Raw genomic sequence first — 23,520 nt, forward strand, 5'->3', positions numbered from 1 at the left:
CGGCCAAAGCCGGGACCTAGGCGCGCTGGCGCAAGCGGAGGCGCGATGCTGCCCAGCAAGGCTCTTAGCGCCGATCGGCGAGAACGGCGGTAGGCTGGTCGATCAGGGCGGATTCACCCGGCGCAGCCATGCCGCCACTCTTTTTCTTCGTCATCCCCGCGAACGCGGGGATCCAGCTTCTTTTCCGACGTGCGCCCGAATGGGGGCCCCCCCGCCGTCGCGTGGGGTGAAGGTCAGGTAGTTTCCTAGCATCCGATTAGCGTCATCGCCGCGTCCGCTTGCGACCCATAGCGGCCTGTCCGCTCTCGACGAAAAGCAGACACTAAGAGCTTTCAAACCCCCAACCGTCCGAGTGACCATCGAACTTTTGAACGAGTCCGCCCAGCACCTCTTCGTGCAGAGTAAGATCTTCCACGACGGGCACCATCTCTAACGAGGCGGTCACGTCCCAAACGCCGCCGCCGTCGCTTAAATCCGACGACGGAAGGACTTCAACCCGCACGGTGTAGCCAGCTTTCTCAGCAGCATGTTTGAACCCAGATGCGTTCGCCTCCGAGTAGAGCCGGTGGGCAAAGTCGACTTTTCGCCGAATGGTAAGGTCCGTTCCTCGTGCTGCAATGTCAGCAAGAGCTTCAGCGTTCTCTTCGGTAAGTGACATGTCATTGACTATACTGCGCTCGTGTCCGCTTTTCACCCCTAATGGCCGTTCCTTTACCGCTTCTCCTTCGCAGTATTGTACGACGCCGCTTCCCGCACGAGCGCCTTGAGTGCTGCCTCGTCGACTTCCTCACCCTCCCTGATGTCGATCGCCCGGCGGACATTCCCTTCCAGGCTGCTGTTGAACAGCCCCGTCGGGTCCGCCAGCGCCGCGCCATGGGCGAAGGTGAGCTTAACCACCGCCTTGTAGCTCTCGCCGGTGCAAATGATCCCGGCCTTCTCCCACACCGGCACCCCGCGCCACTTCCACATCTCCTCGACGTCCGGTACGGCCTCGTGGATCAGCTGGCGCACCCTGGCGAGCGTCTCCCCGCGCCAGTCGGCAAGGTCGGAGATGCGCTGGTCGATGAGGGCGGACGGACTGGCTTCAGTCATTCTTCTCTCCTCCGGGCCGTCATGCCCGCTTCGTCAACAAGCGAAGGCAGCTGGACCCCCGCGTGCGCGGGGGCGACGCAGGGGTTTATAGCGCAAGGTGGGGGCCGATGGTCCATCGCAACGGAGGAACTCGGCCCGGTCACTCCCCTCTCCTTCCCTCGTCGTCATTCCCGCGAAAGCGGGGATCCAGCTTTTCTCTTCACCGTTGAAGGCAGCTGGACCCCCGCCTGCGCGGGGGTGACGGTTCATTCATCCTGACGTCGAGCGGCTTCACCGTCCGAGCAGTTGGTCGACCAGCTGGCGCAAATTGCCGAAGCGGGCGAGCTCGATGCCCTTGCCGTCGAGACCGGCCGGGACCCACGCCCGCGAGAAGCCGAGCTTGGCCGCCTCCTTGAGGCGGAGCGCGCCGTGGGCGACCGGGCGGACCTCGCCGGACAGCGCGATCTCGCCGAACGCGACGGTCTCGGGGGGAACCGGCCGCTCCGACAGCGAGGAGATGAGCGCCGCCGCCACCGCGATGTCCGCTGCGGGGTCGCTCAGGCGGTAGCCGCCAGCAACATTGAGATAGACCTCCGCGGACGCGAAGCTGAGCCCGCAGCGCGCCTCGAGCACCGCGAGGATCATCGCCAGCCGGCCGCTGTCCCAGCCGACCGCCGAGCGCCGCGGCGTGGCCCCGCTCGCCAATCGGACGGTCAGCGCCTGGATCTCGACCAGCACGGGCCGCGTGCCCTCGAGCGCGGGGAACACCGCAGTGCCGCTGACCGGCTCGCCGCGCTGGGTGAGGAACAGCGCCGACGGGTTGGGCACTTCGCTCAGCCCCTCGCTCTCCATCGCGAAAACGCCGATCTCGTCGGTGCCCCCGAAGCGGTTCTTGACCGCGCGGAGAATGCGATACTGGTGCGACCGCTCGCCTTCGAAGTTGAGCACCGCGTCGACCATATGCTCGAGCACGCGCGGCCCCGCGATCGAGCCGTCCTTGGTGACATGGCCGACGAGGATCAGCGCAGTGCCATGGTCCTTGGCGAAGCGGACCAGCTCCTGCGCCGAGGCGCGGACCTGGCTGACGGTGCCGGGCGCACCCTCGATCAGGTCGGAATGCATCGTCTGGATGGAATCGATGACGAGCAGCGCAGGCGGCTCGCCCGACCCCAGCGTGGTCAAGATGTCGCGGACCGAGGTGACGCTCGCCAGCCGGACCGGCGCGCCGCCCAGCCCGAGGCGGAGCGCGCGGAGCCGGACCTGGTCGACCGCCTCCTCGCCCGAGACATAGACGACCCCGCCGCCCGCCGCCGCGACGCGGGCGGAGACCTGGAGCAGGAGCGTCGACTTGCCGATCCCCGGATCGCCCGCGAGCAGCATGACCGAGCCGGGCACGATCCCGCCGCCGACCGCCCGGTCGAACTCGGCGACCCCGGACGAGATCCGCCTGGGCAGCGCGACGACCGCGTCGAGCCCGACCAGCTCGACCGCCCGCCCGCCGCTCTGAAGGTCATGTTTCTGGGCGAAGGGCGTGCCGATGACGTTCGCCTCCTGCGCCAGCGTGTTCCACTCGGCACAGTCGGGGCACTGGCCCTGCCAGCGCGACGACACCCCGCCGCACGCCTGGCAGACATATCGGGACTTGAGCTTGGCCATCATGCGAGCCTAGCCGGTCCCCTTCTGTTCTCCTAGCCCCTTCGTCCGGCGCATGCCGGCGGCGGCTGGTCCTGCCGCCCCGACGATGGCGCAACGGAGCTCCAGGATGCTCGTTAACCCCGCTTAACTCCGGACAGAAAGGAACGGCCATGCCCTACGCCAAGGCAAAAGACGGCACGATGCTCTACTACAAGGACTGGGGCCGCGGTGATCCGGTCGTCCTGCTGCACGGCTGGCCGCTGAGTGGCGATTCCTTCGATGACGCCGCCGTTCGCCTGGTCGAAGCCGGCCACCGCGCGATCATTCCCGACCGGCGCGGCTTCGGGCGCTCGGATCAGCCGTGGGACGGGCATGATTACGACACCTATGCCGACGATGTCGCGGCGGTGCTCGAGGATGCCGGGGTCAACGAGCCGGTCAGCCTCGTCGGCTTCTCGATGGGCGGCGGCGAAGTCGCGCGCTTTCTGACGAAGCAGGGCCAGCGGCGGGTCAAGAAAGCCGTGCTGATCAGCTCGGTCGTGCCCTACATGGCGCAGACCGACGACAATCCCAACGGGGTCCCGCAGTCGACCTTCGACCAGATGACCGAAGGCATGAAGAAGGACCGTGCGCACTTCTTCAAGGGCTTCTTCAAGGACTTCTTCGGGTCGGGGCTGCTCAGCAATCCGGTCAGCGACGAGGTCGAGATGAACGCCTGGCGGCAGGCGATGATGGCCGGGCTGCGGCCGACGCTGGCGGCGGCGCAGGCCTTCGCCACCACCGACTTCCGCCCCGACCTCAAGAGCTTCACCGTTCCGACCTTGGTCATCCACGGGACCAGCGATCAGACCGTGCCGATCGACGCCACCGGCCGGGTGGTCGCCAACGAGGTGCCCGGTGCGCAGCTGATCGAATATGACGGCAGCGCGCACGGCGTGACCGAGACCGACAAGGAGCGGCTGATCAACGACCTGCTCACCTTCCTCGGCGACGGCCGGGGCGCACAGGCGAGCGGGCAGGATGACCAGCGGAGCGCCATCCCGCTCACGCTGACCGAGCGCTACTGACGATCGGGACGACCCGGGCCGGAGCGCTCCGGCCCGGGTCAATATTGCACGCGGCCGCTCCCTTGCCGCCCCGCCCCCCGGCCCCTACGGCCGCGGCGTGAGCCTTCTTCCCCCGCCGCTCCGGATCCCCGCCTTCCGCGCTTTCTGGATCAGCCGTCTCGCCTCGACGCTGGGCGGCCTCTCGATGGTCATCGTCATCGGGTGGCAGGTCTACGACCTGGCACGCGGGACGATGGGGGTGGAGGCGGCCTCGCTCCGGCTCGGCCTGGTCGGGCTGGTCCAGTTCGTGCCGCTGTTCCTGCTCAGTATGGTCGCGGGCTGGGCATCGGACCGGTTCGACCGGCGCTGGATCGCCCGCGGGGCGGTCGGGGTCGACCTGTTCTGCGCGGCGGTGCTCGGCTGGACGACCTTCAGCGGGACGATCAACCTCCCCATCCTGTTCGGGATCGCGGCGCTGCTGGGCGTCGGGCGCGCCTTCGCCGGACCGTCGCTCGGCGCGCTCGCCCCCAACCTCGTCCCGCGCGACATCCTTCCCAACGCGATCGCCTTGTCGTCGATGGCGTGGCAGAGCGGCGCGATCTTCGGGCCGGCGCTCGGCGGCTACCTCTACGCGATCCACGCGCACGTCCCCTACACCGTCGCGGTTGGCCTGTTCGTGCTGTCGCTGGCTTGCCTGTTCCTGATCCCGCCGCTCCCGCCGCGGCCGGCCGAGGAGCGCCGCCACCCGCTGATCGAGGCACGCGAAGGCCTTCGCTACGTCCGCCACAACCGCTTCGTGCTCGGCGCGATCAGCCTCGATCTGTTCGCAGTCCTGCTCGGCGGAGCGACCGCCATGCTCCCGGTGTTCGCGCGTGACATCCTCCACGCCGGCCCGACCGGACTGGGGCACCTCCGCGCGGCGCCGGCGCTCGGCGCCACGCTCACCGCCGCCTGGTTCGCCTTTCGCCCGCTGAAGACCAACGTCGGGGTGAAGATGCTGCTCGCGGTCGGCGTGTTCGGGGTCGCGACGATCGCGTTCGGCCTGTCGCGCTCGATGCCGCTGTCGCTCGCCTGCCTGGCGCTGCTCGGCGCGGCGGACATGGTCAGCGTCTATGTCCGCCAGTCGCTGGTCCAGCTCTACACGCCCGACAACATGCGCGGGCGGGTCGGGGCCGTGTCGTCGCTGTTCATCTCGGCCTCGAACGAGCTGGGCGAGGCGGAGAGCGGCTTCCTGGCATCGGCGATCGGACCGGTGCTGGGGGTTGTCGGCGGCGGGATCGGCGCCATCTTGATCGTCATCCTGTGGTCCCGGCTGTTTCCGGAACTGGCCCAGGCCAGCAGTTTCGACGCGCCGCTCGGCGCCAAGGAGGCAAAGGCATGAAGGCGAATAGCATCCTCGACACGATCGGAAGGACTCCGCACATCCGGCTGAACAAGCTGTTCGGCGACCGTGCCGAGGTGTGGGTCAAGTCGGAGCGGGCCAATCCGGGCGGGTCGATCAAGGATCGCATCGCGCTGGCGATGATAGAGGACGCGGAGCGGTCCGGCCAACTCAAGCCCGGCGGCGTCATCATCGAGCCGACCAGCGGGAACACCGGGATCGGCCTTGCCATGGTCGCCGCTGTCAAGGGCTACCGGCTGATCCTCGTCATGCCCGAGAGCATGAGTCTCGAGCGGCGGCGGCTGATGCTGGCCTATGGCGCCGAGTTCGATCTCTCGCCGCGCGAGAAGGGCATGCAGGGCGCGGTCGACCGGGCTCGCGAACTGGTCGAGCAGACCCCCGGCGCGTGGATGCCGCAGCAGTTCGACAATCCCGCCAACCTCGAGGTGCACCGCCGCACGACGGCGCAGGAGATCCTCGAGGATTTCCGCGATGCGCCGTTCGACGCGCTGATCACCGGGGTCGGGACCGGCGGGCACATCACCGCGGTCGCCGAGATCCTCAAGCAGGAGTGGCCGGGCCTCAAGGTCTTTGCGGTGGAGCCGGCCCTCTCGCCGATCCTCACCGGCGGCAAGCCGGGCCCGCACCCGATCCAGGGCATCGGTGCAAACTTCGTGCCCTCGATCCTCGACCGTGACGTGCTCGACGGCGTGGTCGATGTCGACGCCAACGACGCCAAGGAGATGGCGCGTCGCGTCGCCCGCGAGGAAGGCATCCTCGTCGGCATCTCGTCGGGCGCAAGCCTGGCGGCGGTCGAGATGAAGATCGCCGAGCTCGGCGGACGGCCGAAGATCCTGACGTTCAACTACGACACGGGCGAGCGCTACCTGTCGGTTCCGGATTTCCTTCCCGAGCAGAGCTAAGAGCGCGTTATTAAACCCAGTTAGAGTTTATATTAACCCGTTTCGGCGCATGCTACCTCGCCAAGAGGTTGGGGAAGCATGCGTCACGCCATTTTCGGGAACAGGGTTGCAGCCGAGCCGATGCTCGACGCCAAGGCGACGATCGGCGAGGCGCTGACCTTCGACATCGTCGCTCCGCCGACCTCGGACGACGAGGTGGTGGCCGAGAAACGTTCGGAAAACTTCACCCTCGCCCCGCTGCTGCTGTTCGTCAGCCACTGCATCATCGGCGCGGCCCTGCTGCTGATCGACGGTTCGGCGACCCTGGCCGGCAACGCCTCGGCCCTCGCCCCGCTGATCCTCGCCATTCTGCTCGACGGCGGCGTGGCGATGCTGTTCCGATTCAAGGACGAACCAGGCCTCCGCCCCTTCACCATTATGCGCACGCTGATGCTCTACGTCGCCTCGTCGAGCACCCTGTTCATCTTCTTCGCCGGCGTGCTGACGGACTTCGGCGGGCGCGGGGACGCGGGCCTGCTCGGCCTGTCGCTGGGCGCAGGGCTGTGCATGCAGGCGATCATCGCGGTGGGTTCGCCGCCGGTCGCGATCGTCAATGCGCTGATGGCGACGACCGGGGCGGCGCTGTTCGCCCGCTCGCCGGCCGCGACGGGCGCGGTGGCCGCGCTGAGCCTCGCGGCTGTCGGCTACAGCGTCAGCCAGACCCAGCAGATGATCGCCGCGGCGCGGCGCCGGCTGCGTCTCGACTGGCAGGCCAAGAAGGCGCTCCAGTTCGTCGCCGAGTTCGAGAGCAGCGGGCGCGGCTGGTTCTGGGAAACCAACAGCGCGGGTACCCTGTCCTACGTGTCGCAGCAGCTGGCCGACGACTTCGAGACGACTCCGGAGGCGCTGCTGGGGCGGCAGTTCACCGACCTTCTCTCGGTCGACAACGGCAGCGGCGACGCGCTGCGCGAGGAGCGGACGCTCGGCTTCCACCTGTCGGCGCGCTTCCCCTTCTCCGAGGTGGTGGTCCGCGCCGCGACCAACGAGGACATCCACTGGTCGCTGTCGGGCAACCCGATCTTCGACGAGAACGGCCGCTTCCTGGGTTTCCGCGGGATCGGCGCCGACCTTACCGAGCAGCGCCGCAACGAGCAGGAGATCAGCCGGCTCGCGCGGTTCGATTCGCTGACCGGCCTGCCCAACCGGGCGATGATGCGGCAGACGCTCGACGAGGCCCTCCGCAACGCTGCACGGCGGCAGCGGGGCTGCTCGCTGTTCCTGATCGACCTCGACCGCTTCAAGAACGTCAACGACACGCTCGGCCATCCGGTCGGCGACGCGCTGCTCAAGCAGGTCGCCGAGCGGCTGAAGTCGGTGATGGGGGACCATGGCCAGGTCGGCCGCTTGGGCGGCGACGAGTTCAAGGCGGTGCTCCCCGGAACAGTGGATATCGGGCTGCTCGAGTCGCTTGCCCGGACGCTGATCGACCAGGTGTCGCAGCCCTACCGGATCGAGGGGCACCGGGTGACCATCGGCGCGTCCGTCGGCGTGGCGATCGGCGACCCCGGCCGCACCTGCGCCGACGCGCTGGTCCGCAACGCCGACCTCGCGCTCTACGCGGCCAAGGGCGCCGGGCGCGGCAAGCACTGCTTCTACGAGCCGGCGATGCACAGCGAGGCGTCCGACCGCCAGCTGCTCGAGAACGACCTTCGCCAGGCGCTCGAGCGGGGCGAGCTGTCGGTCTGCTACCAGCCCATCGTTCGCGCGGTGGGCGAGGACGTCGCCGGGTTCGAGGCGCTGGTCCGCTGGACCCACGCCAGCCGCGGTGCGATCTCGCCCGCCAAGTTCATCCCGCTCGCCGAGGAATGCGGGATGATCGGGAAGATTGGCGAGTGGGTCCTCAAGACCGCGCTGGCGGAAGCGGCGCGCTGGCCGGACCGGGTCCGAATCGCGGTCAACCTGTCGCCGATCCAGTTCAACAATCCGGGGATCGTGGGGGTTATCGACCGGCTGCTGGGGGAGAGCGGCGTTCGCCCGGGGCGGCTGGAGCTGGAGATCACCGAGGGCGTCTTCCTCGCCGAGGGCGACGCCACCGACGAGACCTTCGCCCGGCTGAAGAACCTCGGCGTCCGGCTCGCGCTCGACGATTTCGGGACCGGCTATTCGTCGCTCGGCTATCTGAAGAAGGCGCCGTTCGACAAGATCAAGATCGACCAGAGTTTCGTGCGCGGCGCGGCCTCGCCGAGCAGCCGCAACAGCGCCATCATCCGCGCCATCGTGACGCTGGCGGAAAGCCTCAACATGGACACGGTGGCGGAGGGCGTGGAGACCCACGACGACCTGCAGCTGATCCGCGACCTCGGGTGCAGCCAGATTCAGGGCTACATCTTCGGCAAGCCGGGCGATGCCGAGATCGCCGGGCAACTGGCGCGGGCCAAGTCGGTCGAGGCCGAGGGATTCCAGTGCATCCGCGAGCCGCGGCAGCGGCTGATGCGGCGCGCGATCGCGGGGGTGAACGGGGTCAAGGTCGAGGTCCGGCTGCGCAACATCTCGGCGATGGGCGCGCTGATCGAGTGCGACGAGCCGGTCGCGCCCGGCCAGACGATCGTGCTCGACATCGTCGGCGTCGGCCCGGTCACCGGCGCGGTGCGCTGGTCGGCGGCGGGCCGCTTCGGCGTCCAGTTCGCCGACAATTTCGAGCTGACGCGGCTGGCCCCGGTCAAGCCGAGCGGCCAGGCGACCCCAGTGGTACGCCCGGCCTATCTCAACCGGGCCGCCGGCTAGAAGGCCTCGACCGGGAGCGCCATCAGGCTCGCCGCGCCCGCTTCGATCTTGCGGCGAAGCGACGCCGCGGCGGGCAGTTCGCGCTCGGCGAAGAAGCGGGCGGTGATCAGCTTGGCGTCGTGGAACTCGCCGTCCTCGCCCGGCTCTATCTTCAGCCGCGCCGAGATCCCCGCCATCTTCAGCCACATCCAGCCGAAGCTGACGAGCCCGAGCAGGTCCATGTAGGCATAGGCCCCGGCCCCGGCATTGTCGGGATCGGCCATGCCGTTCTGCGCCAGCCACATGGTGGCCGCCTGCAGTTCGCCCAGCGCGGACGCGAGCGGTGCGGCGACTCCGGCCGGATCACCGGCGCCCTGCGCCTCGGCGATGTCCTGCCGGACCAGCTCGAAGAAGGCGCGGATGCCGCGGCCGCCGTTCTGCGCGAGCTTGCGGCCGACCAGGTCCATCGCCTGGACGCCGTTGGTGCCCTCGTAGATCTGGGCGATGCGGGCGTCGCGGACGAACTGCTCCATGCCCCATTCGCGGATGTAGCCGTGGCCGCCGTAGACCTGCTGCGCGTCCACCGCGACGTCGAAGCCCTTGTCGGTGAGATAGCCCTTGATGACCGGGGTCAGCAGCGAGATGAGATCGTCCGCGCGCTGGCGATCCTCTTCGCCCACCGCCTTGTGGCTGAGGTCGACCTGGAGGGCGCCCCACAGCACCAGCGCCCGCGCCGCCTGGTTGTAGGCACGCGCCTCCATCAGCATGCGGCGGACGTCGGGGTGGACGAACAGCGGGTCGGCCTTCGCCTCGGAGTCGCGCTGGTCGGCCTTGAGCGCGCGGCCCTGGCGGCGGTCCTTCGCGTATTGGACGGCATTCTGGTACGCGATCTCGCCCTGCGCGAGGCCCTGCAGCCCGACCCCGAGCCGAGCGGCGTTCATCATGATGAACATGGCGGCGAGCCCCTTCTCGGCCTCGCCGACCAGCCAGCCGGTCGCCCCGTCATAGTTCATGACGCAGGTCGAGTTGCCGTGGATGCCCATCTTCTCCTCGATCGAGCCGCACGACAGCGCATTGCGCTCGCCTAGCGACCCGTCCGCGTTGACGAGGAACTTGGGGACGACGAACAGCGAGATGCCCTTCACATTGTCCGGCGCGCCCGCGATCTTGGCGAGCACCAGGTGGACGATGTTCTCGGCAAGGTCGTGCTCGCCCGACGAAATGAAGATCTTGGTCCCGGTGATCCGGTAGCTGCCGTCCGCCTGCGGCTCGGCGCGCGTCTTGAGCAGCCCGAGATCGGTCCCGCAATGCGGCTCGGTGAGGTTCATCGTCCCGGTCCAGGTGCCGGCGATCATGTTCGGCAGATAGGTCTGCTTCTGCTCGTCCGACCCCTTCACCAGCAGTGCGGCAATCGCCCCGGCGGTGAGGCCGTGGTACATTTCGAAGCTCTGGTTGGCGGACAGGACATATTCGCTGAGCGCGGTCGCGAGGACCTGCGGCAAGCCCTGTCCGCCGAACTCCTGCGGGGCCGAGAGCGTCGTCCAGCCACCCTCGCAATATTGGCGATAGGCATCCTTGAAGCCCTTCGGCGTGGTCACCGAGCCGTCGGAGTGACGGGTGCAGCCTTCCTCGTCGCCGGTGCGGTTGAGCGGCGCCAGCACTTCCTCGGCGAAACGCGCGCCCTCGGCCAGGATCGCCTCGACCATGTCGGGCGTGGCGTCGGCGAAGCCGGGCACGTTCGAATAGCGGCCGAGCTCGACGACATGGTCGAGCACGTAGCGGGTGTCGCGGACGGGGGCGTTGTAGATCGGCATGGCTCAGTCCCTGTCGAGAAGGCGGATGAAGTCGTCGAGCTCGGCGATGGTCGCGTCGATGTCGCGGCGTTGCCGCTCGAGCGAGGCGATCTGGACTCGGCAGCGCTCGACGGTGCGCAGCCGCTGGGTCTCGCGGTTGTCGCCGAGATCGTAGAGGTCGAGCAGTTCCTTGATGTCGGCGAGGCTGAAGCCGACGCGCTTGCCGCGCAGGATCCAGGCGAGACGGGCACGGTCGCGTTCGGTGTAGAGCCGCTGGGTGCCGCGGCGGAGCGGGGCGATGAGCTGCTCGTCCTCGTAGAAGCGGAGCGCCCGGCCGGTCACCCCGAATTCCTCGCACAGCTCGCCGATCGAGAAATGATGCTCGCGGTCGGTCGCTACGGTCGCCATGCCGCGGCCTTACTTTACCTTTCCGTAAAGGTCAACAGAGCGGATCGCCGGCGAGGTCGCGCGCCTCGGCCGGCTGGCCGGGGGAGCGGATGAAGCGCTTGCCGGCCCAGTCCGCCCCCGGCGCGCAGTAGAAGGAGCAGGAGGGCGAACGCGCTCCGAGCGTCAGTGTCGATCCCGCGACGCTGGCCTCGATCCGGCAGGCGGGATCGCCGGTCGGCACCAGCACCAGCCGGTCTCCTTGCCGCGATGCGGTCCCGCTCACCGAGCAGTTGAGATCGCCGGCACCATAGGTGATGAGGCCGGCCCGCTCCCCCGACAGGCACAGCCGGTCGCGGCCCTGACCGGCGTAGAGCGCCTGCTCCGCCTTCGGTGCGGCCGCCTCCTTGGCCGAGCAGGACGGGAGCAGCAGGGCGAGCAGCAGGGCAAGGCGACGCATCGCTCCTCGGTGCGGGAAGTCTGCCGCCGCTTCAACCCCGGTTCAGGCTGAGCGCGACAAAGGCGACGCGCTGCGCTAGAGGCGCGACTCTCATCACATCTGACAGGTTCGGGCGGGCGATCATGCTGACGACCAATCCCTTCGACGACGACAAGCTGCGCGAAGAGTGCGGAATCTTCGGGATCTGGGGAGCCGATGGCGCCGCCAGCTTCGTCGCGCTCGGGCTGCACGCGCTGCAGCACCGCGGGCAGGAAGCCGCCGGGATCACCAGCTTCGACGGTCACGGCTTCCACACCCACCGCGCCATGGGCCATGTCGCCGGCAATTTCGACCGCGAGGAGGTCATCCGCAGCCTGACGGGGCGCACCTCGATCGGCCACGTCCGCTATTCGACCACCGGCGAGACCGCGCTGCGCAACGTCCAGCCGCTGTTTGCAGAGCTCAGCGAGGGCGGGTTCGCGGTCGCCCACAACGGCAATCTGTCCAACGCGATGAAGCTGCGGCGGACGCTCAACCGGCGCGGCTCGATCTTTCAGTCGACCAGCGACACCGAGGTCATCATCCACCTCGTCGCGACCTCCGGCTACATCACGCCGCTCGACCGGCTGACCGACGCGCTGAAGCAGGTCGAGGGCGCCTATTCGCTGCTGGTCCTGACGCCGAACGGGCTGGTCGCCACCCGTGATCCGCTCGGCATCCGCCCGCTGGTCATGGGCAAGCTCGGCGAGGCGACCATTTTCGCCAGCGAGACGGTGGCGCTGGACGTGATCGGCGCGACCTACCTGCGCGACGTCGAGCCGGGCGAGCTGGTGCTGGTCAACGACAGCGGCATCCGCAGCTTCCGGCCGTTCCAGAAGGTCCAGGCGCGTCCCTGCATCTTCGAGCATGTCTATTTCAGCCGGCCCGACTCGGTCGCCGAGGGCAAGTCGGTCTACGAGGTGCGCAAGAACATCGGCGCCGAGCTTGCCCGCGAGGCGCCGGTCGAGGCCGACTATGTCGTCCCCGTCCCCGACAGCGGAGTCCCGGCGGCGATCGGCTACAGCCAGGCGAGCGGCATTCCGTTCGAGCTGGGGATCATCCGCTCGCACTATGTCGGGCGGACCTTCATCCAGCCGACCGACGGGGTCCGCCACCTGGGCGTCAAGCTCAAGCACAACGCCAATTCGGCGCTGATCCATGGCAAGCGGATCGTGCTGATCGACGACTCGATCGTCCGCGGCACTACCAGCGTGAAGATCGTCCAGATGATGCGCGACGCGGGCGCGCGCGAGGTCCACATGCGGATCGCCTCGCCCCCGACCCGGCACAGCTGCTTTTACGGTGTCGACACGCCGGAGCGCGCCAAGCTCCTCGCCGCGCAGATGGGGATCGAGGCGATGGAGGATTACATCAACGCCGACAGCCTCGCCTTCGTCTCCCTGGACGGGCTCTACCGGGCGATGGGCGACGCGCGCGACGCCGCGGCGCCGCAGCGCTGCGACGCATGCTTTAGCGGCGACTATCCGACCCGGTTGACCGACCTCATCGACAAGGAAGCCGCGGACGAGAAGGCGCTCGCGCTGGTCGCTTCCCGCTAGCGACGCGAGCGTCTAAGGGCGCTCGAATGACCGACAGCAACAAGCCACTGGAGGGCCGCCTCGCCCTCGTCACCGGCGCGAGCCGCGGGATCGGGGCGGCGATCGCCGAAGCCTTCGGTCGCGCCGGCGCGCACGTCATCCTCGTCGCGCGGACCGCGGCCGGGCTGGAGGAGGTGGAAGAACGGATCCACCAGGCCGGCGGCAGCGCCACCATCGCGCCCCTCGACCTGCTCGACGGCGACAGCATCGGCAAGCTGGCGGCGGCGATCGAGGATCGCTGGGGCCAGCTCGACCTCCTGGTGCTGAACGCCGCCATGCTGGGCTCGCTGACGCCGGTCGAGCATATCGAAGCGAAGGAGTTCAGCCGCCTGCTCTCGCTCAACGTCGGGTCGAGCCAGGCGCTCATCGCCGCGTTCGACCGGCTGCTCCGGCGCAGCGACAGGGCGGAGGTGATCGGCGTGACATCGTCGGTCGGGCGCACCCCGCGCGCCTTCTGGGGAGCCTATGGCGCGTCGAAGGCGGCGCTCGAGACCCTGCTCGGCAGCTATGCGGAAGAGACGAGCCATGCCGGCCGCCTGCGCGTTCACATCGTCGACCCCGGCGCGACCCGCACCCGGATGCGCGCACTGGCCTTTCCCGGCGAGGAACCGGAAACGCTGAAGGGACCGGAAGTGGTCGGAAGCGCCGTGCTCGACCTCGTCACCGGCGACGGGCCGACCGGCCAGCGGGTGCGCGTCGAGGGCTGAGCCCCGACGCGCCCGCCGTTTTTACTGGTTGCCGCTGCCGGGCTCGGCCTGCTGGCGGTGCAGCTCGGCGGTCTGGGATTCGCCGAGGACTCCGGAAGCAAGCACCTGAAGCTTGTTCTTGAGCCCGTAGACGACCGACTCCTTGCCGTCCTTCATCGCTTCCCAGCCGGTCTTGGCGACCTCGGCCGGGTCGTCCTTCTTGGCCTGCCCGACCTTGGTATCGTCGAGGTCGGCGCGGTGGAAGAACTCGGTTTCGGTCGCCCCCGGCTTGAGGCAGGTGACGGTGACGCCCGTGTCCTTGAGCTCGTTGTTGAGCGCCGCCGCGAAGCTGTCCACGAACGCCTTGGAGCCGTTGTAGACCGCCTGGAAGCTGCCGGCGAGATGCCCGGCGATCGAGCCGGTGATGAGGATTTTTCCGTCGCCGCGCTGGACCATTGCCCGCGCCACGGGCTGGATCAGCAGCAGCGTGCCGGTGATGTTGGTCTCGATCACGTGCCGCCAGTCCTGCGGGTCCTGGTCGAGGAAGGCGTGGCCGAGGCCGTGGCCGGCGTTGGCGACCAGCACGTCGACCTGGCGTCCGCCGACCCGGTCGAGCAGCTGCTTGACGCCCTGGTCGGTCGACAGGTCGGCCTCGAGCGATTCGACGTTGACGCCGAGGTCCTGCAGCCCCGCGCCGGCATCGACGAACGGCGTGTCGGCGGCGACGATCAGGTCGTAGCCGTCCTGGGCGGCGAGCTTGGCGAGTTCGAGACCGATGCCGCTCGAGGCACCGGTCACAATGGCGAGCTTGTTGGCCATGGTCTTACTCCTTACGCGTCCTGGCGCTGAATGAGCTTGTTGAAGCGGCTCTCGCCGCCGCCGTGCAGCAGCGCGAGATCGCTGTCGTCGAAGGTCTTGAACCACTCGTCCCAGCCGATCTCCTCGAGCCGGTCGTCATCGTCGCCGCCGGGCTCGTCGAAGTTGATCCGGAGGACGCCGCCTGTCCCGCCCTTGGCGGTCGAGGCGACGCGCGCCGGCTTGCCGCCGTGGCTCTCCGCCCACTTGCGGATCTCGTCATGGTTGGTGGTGGGTTTCGCCGAAGACATGTCGGGCCTCCCTAGGCGATTGCCGCGGCCGACTGCCGCTGCTCGGCCTTCGGCAGCGCCATGTCGGGCTTGAGGACGATCTTGGTGTAGTCGTTCTGCTCGTCGTGCCAGTGCCGGTACATCTCCGACGCCTGCTCGAGCGGGGCCCGGTGCGAGATGAAGAAGGTGGTGTCGAGCTTGCCCTCCTCGATCATCTTGAGCAGCGGCTTCATCCACTTCTGCATGTGGGTCTGGCCGCTCTTCACCTGCAGCCCCTTCTCCATCAGAGCGCCGAGCGGGAACTTGTCGACGAACCCGCCATAGACGCCCGGGATCGAGACCCGCCCGCCCTTGCGGCAGGCGATGATCATCTGCCGCAGCGCGTGGGGCCGGTCGGTGCCGAGGAAGCTATGCGCCTTCACCGTGTCGACGATATTGTCGATAGCGAGCCCGTGGCTTTCCATACCGACGCAATCGATCACCGCGTCGGGGCCGATGCCGCCGGTCAGCTCGTTGAGCGCCTCGAGCACGTTGACCTCGCGATAGTCGAGGATCTCGGCGCCCATCTGCTTTGCGAGCTCGAGCCGGCGCGGGTAATGGTCGATCGCGATGACTCGGTGCGCGCCCAGCGCGAAGGCCGACTGGATCGCGAACAGGCCGACCGGGCCGCAGCCCCAGACGGCGATCGTGTCGCCCTCCTCGATGTCGGCGTTGACCGCGCCCTGCCAGCCGGTCGGAAGGATGTCCGACAGGAATAGGACCTTGTCGTCCTCCAGATGATCCGGAACGACCAGCGGCCCAACGTCCGAATAGGGCACGCGGACATATTCCGCCTGGCCGCCCGCGTAGCCGCCGGTCAGGTGCGCATAGCCGAACGCCGCGCCCATCGGGTGGCCCATCAGAGTCTCGGACATGTCGGCCGTCTCGGCCGGGTTCGAGTTGTCGCAGGCGCTGAACTGCTGCTTCTCGCAGAAGAAGCAGCTGCCGCAGCTGATGGTGAAGGGGACGACGACGCGCTGGCCCTTCTTGAGCGTCGACTTGGCGCCAACCTCGACCACCTCGCCCATGAACTCGTGGCCGAGCACGTCGCCGGCGCGCAGCGTCGGGATGTAGGCGTCGTAGAGGTGGAGGTCCGAGCCGCAGATCGCGGTCGAGGTCACCTTGATGATGGCGTCGCGCGGGTTGACGATCTCGGGATCAGGAACGGTGTCGACGCGAACGTCGTGGCGACCGTGCCAGGTGAGTGCACGCATGGGGATCTTCTCCTAAACTCGGGGCTCGGTCGGGGACTCGGACTTGCGGCCGGACGGCGAGGCGTTGGTCGAGACCTCGCCCGTCTCCATCAGCGACTTGAAGCGGCGCAGGTCGCGGCGCGCCTGCACGTTGGGCTCGCGCTGCATCAGCTTGGCAACCAGCCGGCCGATCTCGCCGGCGGGCGGCTCATAGTTCATCAGCAGCCGGACGAAGGTCCCGCGGCCCGGCGCCGCGTCGGCGAACTCGACCTGCCCCCGGGTCTCGATCTGTGAATCCGGCTCGGACTGCCAGACGATCCGCTCGCCCGGCTTGTCCTCGACGATCCGGGCGATCACCTCGACCGTCGCGCCGGCTGGCGCCTCGATCGTCCAGCGCGAGCGCTGCTCGTCGAGCTTCTCGATCGTCCGGACATTGTCCATGAATTGCGGGAAGCGGGTGAAGTCCCGCCAGAACTCGTACAGCTCCTGCCGCGGCTTGCCGATCGTCACGGTGCGGCCGACCAGCGGCTTGTCCTCGTTCTTCGCCGCCTTGCCCCGCAGGACATGGTCGGGAGCGTCCGAGATGGTCACGCCATCATCGTCCTGATCGCGCGCCAGCTTCGAGAAGAACAGCGCGGCACCGGCAGCGGCCGCGGCGATCCCGGCGCCGATCAGCGCCGTCGAAGTGGTTGAACTACTGTCGTTTCGATTATTCCTGTCGCGAGGTCCGCGGTGCGCTTCGGCCATGGCCAACCCTCTCTTTCCAGGTTGGTCAACCGATCGTCGGTAAGCGCGTTCCTACCGTTCGCCGCCCGGAACGGAACTCCGCGACGTCGATACGACGAGCCGCCGTGGCAGCGCGTCGGTCCGCTTCAGGCCCGACCCGCGAGCACGGTCGAGACGGCGGAGACGAAGCGGTCCACCGCCGCGTCCGACATGCCGACGACGTTGAAGCGCCCGCTGTCGGCCATGTAGATGGCGTGCTTCTCGCGCAGCTCGAGCACCTGATCCTTCGACAGCGGCAGCATCGAGAACATGCCGTACTGGTCGGCGATGAAGGCGAGCCGCGGGTCCGCTGCCGCGAACCGCGCGCGGAGGCTGTTGATGCGGTCGCGCATGCCGGCCAGCTCCTCGCGCCAGGCAGCGGCGGTGGCGGGATCGTCGAGGACGATCCGGACCGCGGCGGCGCCATGGTCCGGCGGCATCGACCACATCTCGCGCGCGAGCTGCATCACCGTCTTCATCGCGGTGGTGCTGCTCTCCTCCGCCGCGGTCTTGATCCACAGCGATCCGACGCGGTCGCGATAGACGCCGAAATTCTTGTCGCAGCTCTGCGCCGCCAGCACCTCGTCGCAGTTGGCGATGAGCTTGCGGAGGCCATAGGCGTCCTCGTCGAGCCCGCGGCCGAGACCCTGGTAGGCGATGTCGACCATCGGCAGCAGCCCGCGCTCGACCACCGCGTCGACGACCTGGTCCCACTGCTGCTCGCTGAGGTCCGCACCGGTCGGATTGTGGCAGCAGGCATGAAGGAGCGCCACGTCGCCCGATCGCGCCGAGCGCAAAGCGGCGAGCATCGCGTCGAACTGGATCGCGCAGCCGTCGCGGTCATAGTAGGGATATTCGACGATCTCGAGCCCGACCCCGCGAATGATCGGAATATGGTTGGGCCAGGTCGGGGTGCCGACCAGCACCCGCGCGTCCGGGTTGGCCGCCTTGATCAGCTTGAACGCGAGCACCAGCGCGCCGCAGCCGCCCGGCGTCTGCAGCCCTTGGATCGCCCTGTCGCCCGCATGCTCGCCAAGCAGGATCGGGCGCAGCAGCTCGGTGAAGCGCGCGTCGCCGTTCATGCCGAGATAGGACTTGGTCTCCTGCGTCTCGAACAGCTTGCGCTCGGCGTCCTTGACCACGTTGAGGATCGGCGTGCTTCCCTCCCCGTCGCGGTAGACACCGACGCCGACGTCGATCTTGTCCGTGCGCGGATCGGCGTTGCACAGCGCGATCAGCGCCAGCAGCGAATCGGTGGTGACGGGCGCCAGGTCGGCCAGGCGGCGATGCGTGGTCGTTTGGGTCAGCATGATGCGGCGCGTCTAGCCGGTTCAGGCGTCGTAGTCGACCGCGACCCCTTCCCCTTTCGGGACCGACTGGCAGGTCAGCACATAGCCCGCCGCAACCTCCTCGTCGGTAAGGCCGTAGTGTACCGCCATCTCGACCTCGCCGGCGGTCACCCGCGCCCGGCAGGTGGCGCAGACTCCGGCCTTGCAGGCGAACGGCGCGGGCAGCCCCGCCTCGCGCGCGGAGTCGAGGATGTTGCCTGCCGCGAAGGGCACGCGGCGGGTGCGGCCGTCGAGCGTGACGCTCATCGTCACTCCGCTCGCCTGGCTCTGCAGCTCGGCCATCTGCGCGGCGAGCGCGGCGGACGGGCGACCGGCGGTGAAGCGCTCGATATGGATCCGCTCGGGCGCCACCGCTTTCGCCAGCAGCGCCGCCTCGGCCGCGTCCATCATCGGGCCGGGGCCGCAGATGAACCAGGCGGCAACATCGTGCGGATCGTCGACCAGGGCCTCGATCGCGCCCGAACAGGCGGCCTCGTCGAGCATGCCGTTGAACAGCGCGACGTCGCCCTCTTCCTCGGCAAGGAAATGGTAGAGCTCGAAGCGGCCGAGATAGCGGTCCTTCAAGGCCGCCAGCTGCTCGAGGAAGATGATGCTGTTGCTGTCGCGGTTGCCGTAGAAGAGCGTGAAGCGGCTCTCCGGCTCGGTGCCCAGCGCGGTACGGATCAGCGACAATATGGGGGTGATCCCCGATCCGCCGGCGATCCCGACATAGCGCTTGGCCTGGCACGCCTCGAACGGAACGGTGAAGCTGCCGTGCGGCGGCATGACGTCGAGCGTGTCCCCGGCCCGAAGGCTCGCCGCGACCCAGTTCGAGAAGGCCCCGCCGGCGATCTGCTTAACCGTGACTTTGAGCTCGCGGTCGAACGGCGCGACGCACAGCGAATAGTTGCGGCGCACTTCCTCGCCGCCAATCAGCGTCCTCAGCGTAAGGTGCTGGCCCGCGCGGAAGTTGAACGTGTCGACCAGCTCGGGCGGCACGGCGAAGCGGATCGAGCGCGCCTCGTCGGTCTCCTCGACGATCTCGGCAACGGTGAGCGGGTAGAAGTCCTTGGTCACCATTGTGCGTCGGGGTAAGTCCGGGGAAGATATTGCATGACGGCGAGTAGGTGGCCGAGATGCTCGCTGTGGTGGCCCCGGCGCCCGCCGAGGATCGGCCGCTGGTCGCGCGGCTGTTCGAGCTGCGCCTCCGCCAGCGTAGCGGCGATCGCCGCGCGATAGTCGGCCTCGATGGCGCGCGGGTCGGCGGCGATGCCCCGCCCGATCAGCCGGTCGAGCGCTTCGTCGACCTCGAACAGCTCGGGCACGAAGCGCCAGCACCAGTCGAACCCGTCCGCCATCCGCCGCGCGCTCTCTTCGGTCCCGTCGCCCAGCCGGACGACCCAGTCGGCGGCAAGCTCGCGGTGGTAGGCGACTTCCTTGACCGCCTTTGCGGCGACCGCGGCGATCGCCTCGTCTTCGCTCTGGGTCAGTCGCTGATAGAGGAGGTGCTGGAAGGTCGAGAAGAGCAGCTGCCGCGCCATCGTCCGGGCGAAGTCGCCGTTGGGTTGCTCGACCAGCCAGCAGTTGCGAAAATCGAGCACGTCCCGGCGAAACGCGAGCGCATCGGCATCCCCCGCCGCGCCGAGCAGCAAGGTCGCCTGTCCGATGAGGTCGAGCGCAATATTGGCGAGGCTGAGGTCGACCTCGACCGACGGCGCGTGGCCGCACCATTCGCTGAGCCGCTGGCCGAGCACCAGCGCGTCGTCGCCCAGCCGCATCAGATAGTCGCGGCGGTCGGACACATGCGCCTCCTCGCCGGGCGCGTCGAACGCGCCGGTCGGCTTGATGCGCGCGGCGATGGCCTCGTCCTCGGGTCGGATCGGCGGAAGCGACGGCATCAGATATGCTTCACCACGTCGGGGATGTCGTAGAAGGTCGGGTGGCGGTAAACCTTGTCGGCGGCGGGCTCGAACAATTCGCCAGCCTGGTCGGGGTCGCTCGCGACGATGTCCGCCGAGCGCACCACCCACAGGCTCACCCCTTCCTGTCGCCGGGTGTAGGTGTCGCGGGCATGGGCGAGCGCGAGCTCCTGGTCAGGAGCATGAACGCTGCCAACGTGACGATGCGCCAGGCCACCCTTGGCCCGGACGAAGACTTCCCACAGCGGCCAGTCCCCTGATCCCGCGCCGCCACTGCTCACGCAGCCTTCCTCGCGGCGCGCTTCGCCTGGTGCGCCGAGGCCGCCTCACGGACCCAGGCGCCGTCCTCCCACGCCTGGCGGCGCGCGGCCATGCGCTCGCGGGCGACCGGGCCTTCGCCCTTCACCACCGCGTAGAACTCGTCCCAGTCGATCTCGCCATAGTCGTAGCCGCCCTTGGCCTCGTTCCACCGGAGGTCGGCATCGGGCACCTTGAGCCCGAGATACTCGGCCTGCAGGACGCTGATATCGACGAACTTCTGGCGGAGCTCGTCATTGGTCTCGCGCTTGATCCGCCAGCGCATCGACTGCGCCGTGTTGGGGCTGTCGGCGTCGGGCGGCCCGAACATCATCAGGCTCGGCCACCACCAGCGGTCGAGCGCGTCCTGCGCCATCCTTTGCTGCTCGGGCGTGCCGTTCGCCATCGCCATCATCAGCTCATAGCCCTGGCGCTGGTGGAAGCTCTCCTCCTTGCACACCCGGACCATCGCGCGGGCGTAGGGGCCGTAGCTGGTCCGCTGCAGCGGGACCTGGTTCATGATCGCCGCGCCGTCGACCAGCCAGCCGATCGCGCCGATGTCGGCCCAGGTCAGCGTCGGATAGTTGAAGATGGTGCTGTACTTGGCCTTGCCCGAGTGCAGCGCCTCGATCATCTCCTCGCGGCTGGTCCCCAGCGTCTCCGCCGCGCAGTAGAGATAGAGGCCGTGCCCCGCCTCGTCCTGCACCTTGGCGAGCAGGATCGCCTTGCGCCGCAGGCTCGGCGCCCGCGTGATCCAGTTGCCCTCGGGTAGCATTCCGACGATCTCGCTGTGCGCATGCTGGCTGATCTGCCGGGTAAGGGTCCGGCGATAGGCCTCGGGCATCCAGTCCTTGGGCTCGATGAACTCGTCGGCCGCTACCCGCGCCTCGAAGGCGGCAAGCAGCTCGGGATCCTCGATGGCGCGCACCTCGGCGCTCTTGCTGAGCTCGGTCGTGTACATCGCCCCCATGTAGCGACGCCGGGCCGCGCATTCAAACCGGGCGGCGCGGGTTGCGCGGGGTGCATCGCGGGCGCAGGACGGCGCGCATGAAAACCACGCAGCTCCTGAACTTCGCCTTCGACCGCTGGATCGCCGGCGATTCCGCCAGCCTCGTCCCCCTCGCTTCCGCGCTCGACGGGGCGACGGTGGCGACGACCGGCTCGGGCGGGCTCGATTTCGCCGCCATGCTGCGCCACGCCCGCGAGGTCGGCGGCCCGGCGCTGCGGCGGCTGAGCTTCCACGAGCGGGCGCGCATGCTCAAGGCACTCGGCCTCGCGATCATGGCGCGCAAGGACGAGCTGTACGAGCTCAACTACCAGACCGGCGCGACCCGCAAGGACGGGTGGATCGACATCGAGGGCGGCGCCGGTACGTTGTTCAGCTTCTCGTCCAAGGGCCGGCGCGAGCTGCCCGACGCCAGGGTGCTGCTCGACGGCCCGCTCGAGCCACTGGGCAAGACAGGTACCTTCGTCGGCCAGCACATCTACACCTCGCTGCAGGGCGCGGCGGTCCACATCAACGCCTTCAACTTCCCCGTCTGGGGCATGCTCGAAAAGCTCGCCCCGACGATCCTCGCGGGCGTTCCGGCGATCGTGAAGCCGGCGAGCGCGACGGCCTATCTCACCGAGGCGGCGGTCCGGATCATGGACGAGGCGGAGATCCTTCCGCCCGGCGCGCTTCAGCTGATCGTCGGCGGGGTCGGCGATTTGTTCGACCATCTGACCGGGCAGGACGTGGTGAGCTTCACCGGTTCGGCGCACACCGCCGCCAAGCTTCGAAGCCATCCGGTGGTGATGCGCGAATCGGTCAAGTTCGTCGCCGAGCAGGACAGCCTCAATGCCTCGCTGCTCGGCCCCGATGCCGCGCCCGGAACCCCCGAGTTCGACCTGTTCGTCCGCGAGGTGGTCATCGAGATGACGGTGAAGGCGGGCCAGAAGTGCACCGCGATCCGTCGCGCCATGGCGCCGGTCGAGCATCTCGACGCGGTCGAGGCGGCGATCCGCGACAAGCTCGCGTCCCTGAAGATCGGCGATCCGCGTGACGAGGCGAGCCGGATGGGCGCGCTGGTCAGCACCGCGCAGCGCGACGATGTCCGAGCCAAGATCGGCGAGATGCAGGCCGCCGGTGCGAGGGTGGTGGCGGGCGACCCCGACGCGGAAATCGGTCCGGACGGCGGCGCCTTCTTCGCGCCGGTCCTGCTCCGCGCCGACGACCCTTGGGGCTGCGAGGCGATCCACGACGTCGAGGCGTTCGGCCCGGTTTCGACCGTCATGCCCTACCGCGACCTCGACGACGCGATCGCGCTCGCCAATCGCGGCAAGGGCAGCCTCGCCCTGTCGCTGTTCACCCATTCGCCCGAGGCCGCGCGCGACTTCGTGCTCGGCGCTGCGGCGTTCCACGGGCGCATGCTGGTCATCGACCGCGACAACCACCAGGAATCGACCGGCCACGGCTCGCCCCTCCCCGTCCTCGTCCACGGCGGCCCCGGCCGCGCCGGTGGAAGCGAGGAGATGGGCGGGGTGCGCGGGGTGAAGCACTATATGCAGCGCACCGCGATCCAGACCTCGCCGGCGATGATCGCGGCGATCAGCGGCCAGTATATCCCCGGCGGCCCCAAGCATGTGATCGAGGGTTCGCACCCCTTCCGCAAGCACATGCGCGACCTCCACGTCGGCGACACGCTGCGGACCGCGAGCCGCACCGTCACCCTCGAAGACATCGAGCATTTCGCCCACTTCACCGGCGACACCTTCTACGCCCACATGGACGAGGAGGCGGCGAAGGCCTCGCCGATCTTCGGCGGCCGGGTCGCGCACGGCTATCTCATCCTCAGCTTCGCCGCCGGCCTGTTCGTCGACCCCGCGCCGGGCCCGGTGCTCGCCAACACGGGGCTGGAGAACCTCCGCTTCCTGACCCCGCTCTATCCCGGCGATTCGATGCGGGTCGAGCTGACCGTCCGGTCCAAGTCGCTCAAGAGCGAGGAAACCGGCGTGGTCCGCTGGGCGGTCGAGATCTTCAACCAGAAAAACGAGCTGGTCGCGACCTACGACCTGCTGACGGAGAATCTGCCTTAAAGCATGTCCGGAAGCGACCCGGAAGAGACGCACGGACGCAAATCCAGCCGTCACCCTGAACTCGTTTCAGGGCCCATGGTGA

22 protein-coding genes are annotated in these 23,520 nt (G+C 68.6%); 7 read left to right on the forward strand and 15 right to left on the reverse strand.

Features of this window, described 5'->3' with window-relative positions; genetic code table 11:
* Window positions 1-322: 322 nt before the first annotated feature.
* The 3 genes from HMF7854_RS14225 to radA form a co-directional block, all read right to left on the reverse strand.
* Window positions 323-658 (reverse strand): ribonuclease E inhibitor RraB, encoded by a 336-nt coding sequence (locus HMF7854_RS14225; protein WP_126719802.1) that lies wholly within the window; start codon window positions 656-658, stop codon window positions 323-325.
* A 53-nt stretch (window positions 659-711) separates the two neighbouring features.
* Window positions 712-1,092: a DUF1801 domain-containing protein gene (locus tag HMF7854_RS14230; protein ID WP_126719803.1), complete on the reverse strand. Its 381-nt coding sequence runs from the start codon at window positions 1,090-1,092 to the stop codon at window positions 712-714.
* Between the two features lie 270 nt (window positions 1,093-1,362).
* Entirely contained in the window at window positions 1,363-2,727 is a 1,365-nt protein-coding gene (radA, locus tag HMF7854_RS14235; protein ID WP_126720253.1) for a DNA repair protein RadA, read from the reverse strand.
* Between the two features lie 149 nt (window positions 2,728-2,876).
* Between radA and HMF7854_RS14240 the strand changes: the two genes are divergently transcribed.
* The 4 genes from HMF7854_RS14240 (at window position 2,877) to HMF7854_RS14255 (ending at window position 8,819) form a co-directional block, all read left to right on the forward strand.
* Entirely contained in the window at window positions 2,877-3,773 is an 897-nt protein-coding gene (locus tag HMF7854_RS14240; protein ID WP_126719804.1) for an alpha/beta fold hydrolase, read from the forward strand.
* Window positions 3,774-3,870: 97 nt separating this feature from the next.
* Complete coding sequence (locus tag HMF7854_RS14245) at window positions 3,871-5,133, forward strand: MFS transporter (protein ID WP_126719805.1); 1,263 nt, start codon at window positions 3,871-3,873, stop codon at window positions 5,131-5,133.
* Window positions 5,130-6,056 (forward strand): cysteine synthase A, encoded by a 927-nt coding sequence (cysK, locus tag HMF7854_RS14250; protein WP_126719806.1) that lies wholly within the window; start codon window positions 5,130-5,132, stop codon window positions 6,054-6,056. Before HMF7854_RS14245 ends, cysK begins: the two co-directional genes overlap by 4 nt.
* A 78-nt stretch (window positions 6,057-6,134) precedes the next feature.
* Window positions 6,135-8,819 carry an EAL domain-containing protein gene (locus tag HMF7854_RS14255; RefSeq protein ID WP_126719807.1) on the forward strand — a complete coding sequence of 895 codons (2,685 nt, stop codon included), beginning with the start codon at window positions 6,135-6,137 and terminating at the stop codon, window positions 8,817-8,819.
* Here the strand turns inward: HMF7854_RS14255 and HMF7854_RS14260 are convergent.
* Genes HMF7854_RS14260 through HMF7854_RS14270 form a run of 3 tightly spaced genes read right to left on the reverse strand, consistent with a single transcriptional unit; the run spans window position 8,816 to window position 11,435 of the window.
* A complete protein-coding gene (locus tag HMF7854_RS14260) occupies window positions 8,816-10,612 on the reverse strand; it encodes an acyl-CoA dehydrogenase C-terminal domain-containing protein (protein ID WP_126719808.1) in 1,797 nt (598 codons plus the stop codon). The genes HMF7854_RS14255 and HMF7854_RS14260 overlap by 4 nt on opposite strands.
* A gap of 3 nt (window positions 10,613-10,615) precedes the next feature.
* On the reverse strand, window positions 10,616-10,999 hold the full coding sequence (locus tag HMF7854_RS14265; protein ID WP_126719809.1) for a MerR family transcriptional regulator: 384 nt from the start codon (window positions 10,997-10,999) through the stop codon (window positions 10,616-10,618).
* 31 nt (window positions 11,000-11,030) lie between these two features.
* A complete protein-coding gene (locus tag HMF7854_RS14270; RefSeq protein ID WP_126719810.1) occupies window positions 11,031-11,435 on the reverse strand; it encodes a hypothetical protein in 405 nt (134 codons plus the stop codon).
* 122 nt (window positions 11,436-11,557) lie between these two features.
* Here HMF7854_RS14270 and purF point away from each other — a divergent pair, with 122 nt between their 5' ends.
* On the forward strand, window positions 11,558-13,012 hold the full coding sequence (gene purF / locus HMF7854_RS14275; RefSeq protein WP_126719811.1) for an amidophosphoribosyltransferase: 1,455 nt from the start codon (window positions 11,558-11,560) through the stop codon (window positions 13,010-13,012).
* Between the two features lie 26 nt (window positions 13,013-13,038).
* Window positions 13,039-13,758 carry an SDR family NAD(P)-dependent oxidoreductase gene (locus HMF7854_RS14280; protein ID WP_126719812.1) on the forward strand — a complete coding sequence of 240 codons (720 nt, stop codon included), beginning with the start codon at window positions 13,039-13,041 and terminating at the stop codon, window positions 13,756-13,758.
* Between the two features lie 21 nt (window positions 13,759-13,779).
* Here the strand turns inward: HMF7854_RS14280 and HMF7854_RS14285 are convergent, their stop codons facing one another.
* The 9 genes from HMF7854_RS14285 to paaA form a co-directional block, all read right to left on the reverse strand.
* Window positions 13,780-14,556, reverse strand: coding sequence for an SDR family NAD(P)-dependent oxidoreductase (locus HMF7854_RS14285; protein WP_126719813.1), 777 nt, complete (start codon window positions 14,554-14,556; stop codon window positions 13,780-13,782).
* Window positions 14,557-14,567: 11 nt separating this feature from the next.
* On the reverse strand, window positions 14,568-14,843 hold the full coding sequence (locus HMF7854_RS14290) for a hypothetical protein (protein ID WP_126719814.1): 276 nt from the start codon (window positions 14,841-14,843) through the stop codon (window positions 14,568-14,570).
* Between the two features lie 11 nt (window positions 14,844-14,854).
* Window positions 14,855-16,075 (reverse strand): zinc-dependent alcohol dehydrogenase, encoded by a 1,221-nt coding sequence (locus tag HMF7854_RS14295; protein ID WP_126719815.1) that lies wholly within the window; start codon window positions 16,073-16,075, stop codon window positions 14,855-14,857.
* 12 nt (window positions 16,076-16,087) lie between these two features.
* Window positions 16,088-16,801 carry an SRPBCC family protein gene (locus HMF7854_RS14300; RefSeq protein WP_126719816.1) on the reverse strand — a complete coding sequence of 238 codons (714 nt, stop codon included), beginning with the start codon at window positions 16,799-16,801 and terminating at the stop codon, window positions 16,088-16,090.
* A 125-nt stretch (window positions 16,802-16,926) separates the two neighbouring features.
* Window positions 16,927-18,129, reverse strand: coding sequence for an amino acid aminotransferase (locus HMF7854_RS14305; RefSeq protein ID WP_126719817.1), 1,203 nt, complete (start codon window positions 18,127-18,129; stop codon window positions 16,927-16,929).
* Window positions 18,130-18,150: 21 nt separating this feature from the next.
* Entirely contained in the window at window positions 18,151-19,227 is a 1,077-nt protein-coding gene (locus tag HMF7854_RS14310) for a 2Fe-2S iron-sulfur cluster-binding protein (protein WP_239017001.1), read from the reverse strand.
* A complete protein-coding gene (gene paaC, locus HMF7854_RS14315; RefSeq protein ID WP_126719818.1) occupies window positions 19,221-20,045 on the reverse strand; it encodes a 1,2-phenylacetyl-CoA epoxidase subunit PaaC in 825 nt (274 codons plus the stop codon). The genes HMF7854_RS14310 and paaC overlap by 7 nt, the downstream gene beginning before the upstream one ends.
* Window positions 20,045-20,347, reverse strand: a complete 303-nt coding sequence (gene paaB / locus HMF7854_RS14320; protein ID WP_126719819.1) for a 1,2-phenylacetyl-CoA epoxidase subunit PaaB — start codon at window positions 20,345-20,347, stop codon at window positions 20,045-20,047. The genes paaC and paaB overlap by 1 nt, the downstream gene beginning before the upstream one ends.
* Window positions 20,344-21,324, reverse strand: a complete 981-nt coding sequence (gene paaA, locus HMF7854_RS14325; protein ID WP_126719820.1) for a 1,2-phenylacetyl-CoA epoxidase subunit PaaA — start codon at window positions 21,322-21,324, stop codon at window positions 20,344-20,346. The genes paaB and paaA overlap by 4 nt, the downstream gene beginning before the upstream one ends.
* Before the next feature lie 86 nt (window positions 21,325-21,410).
* On the opposite strand from paaA, the gene paaZ reads away from it, so the two are divergent.
* The gene (paaZ, locus tag HMF7854_RS14330) at window positions 21,411-23,438 is read left to right on the forward strand and encodes a phenylacetic acid degradation bifunctional protein PaaZ (protein WP_126719821.1); all 2,028 of its coding nucleotides are present in this window, start codon (window positions 21,411-21,413) and stop codon (window positions 23,436-23,438) included.
* Window positions 23,439-23,520 lie beyond the last annotated feature (82 nt).

Source organism: Sphingomonas ginkgonis (assembly GCF_003970925.1).
Classification (GTDB): Bacteria; Pseudomonadota; Alphaproteobacteria; order Sphingomonadales; family Sphingomonadaceae; genus Sphingomicrobium; species Sphingomicrobium ginkgonis.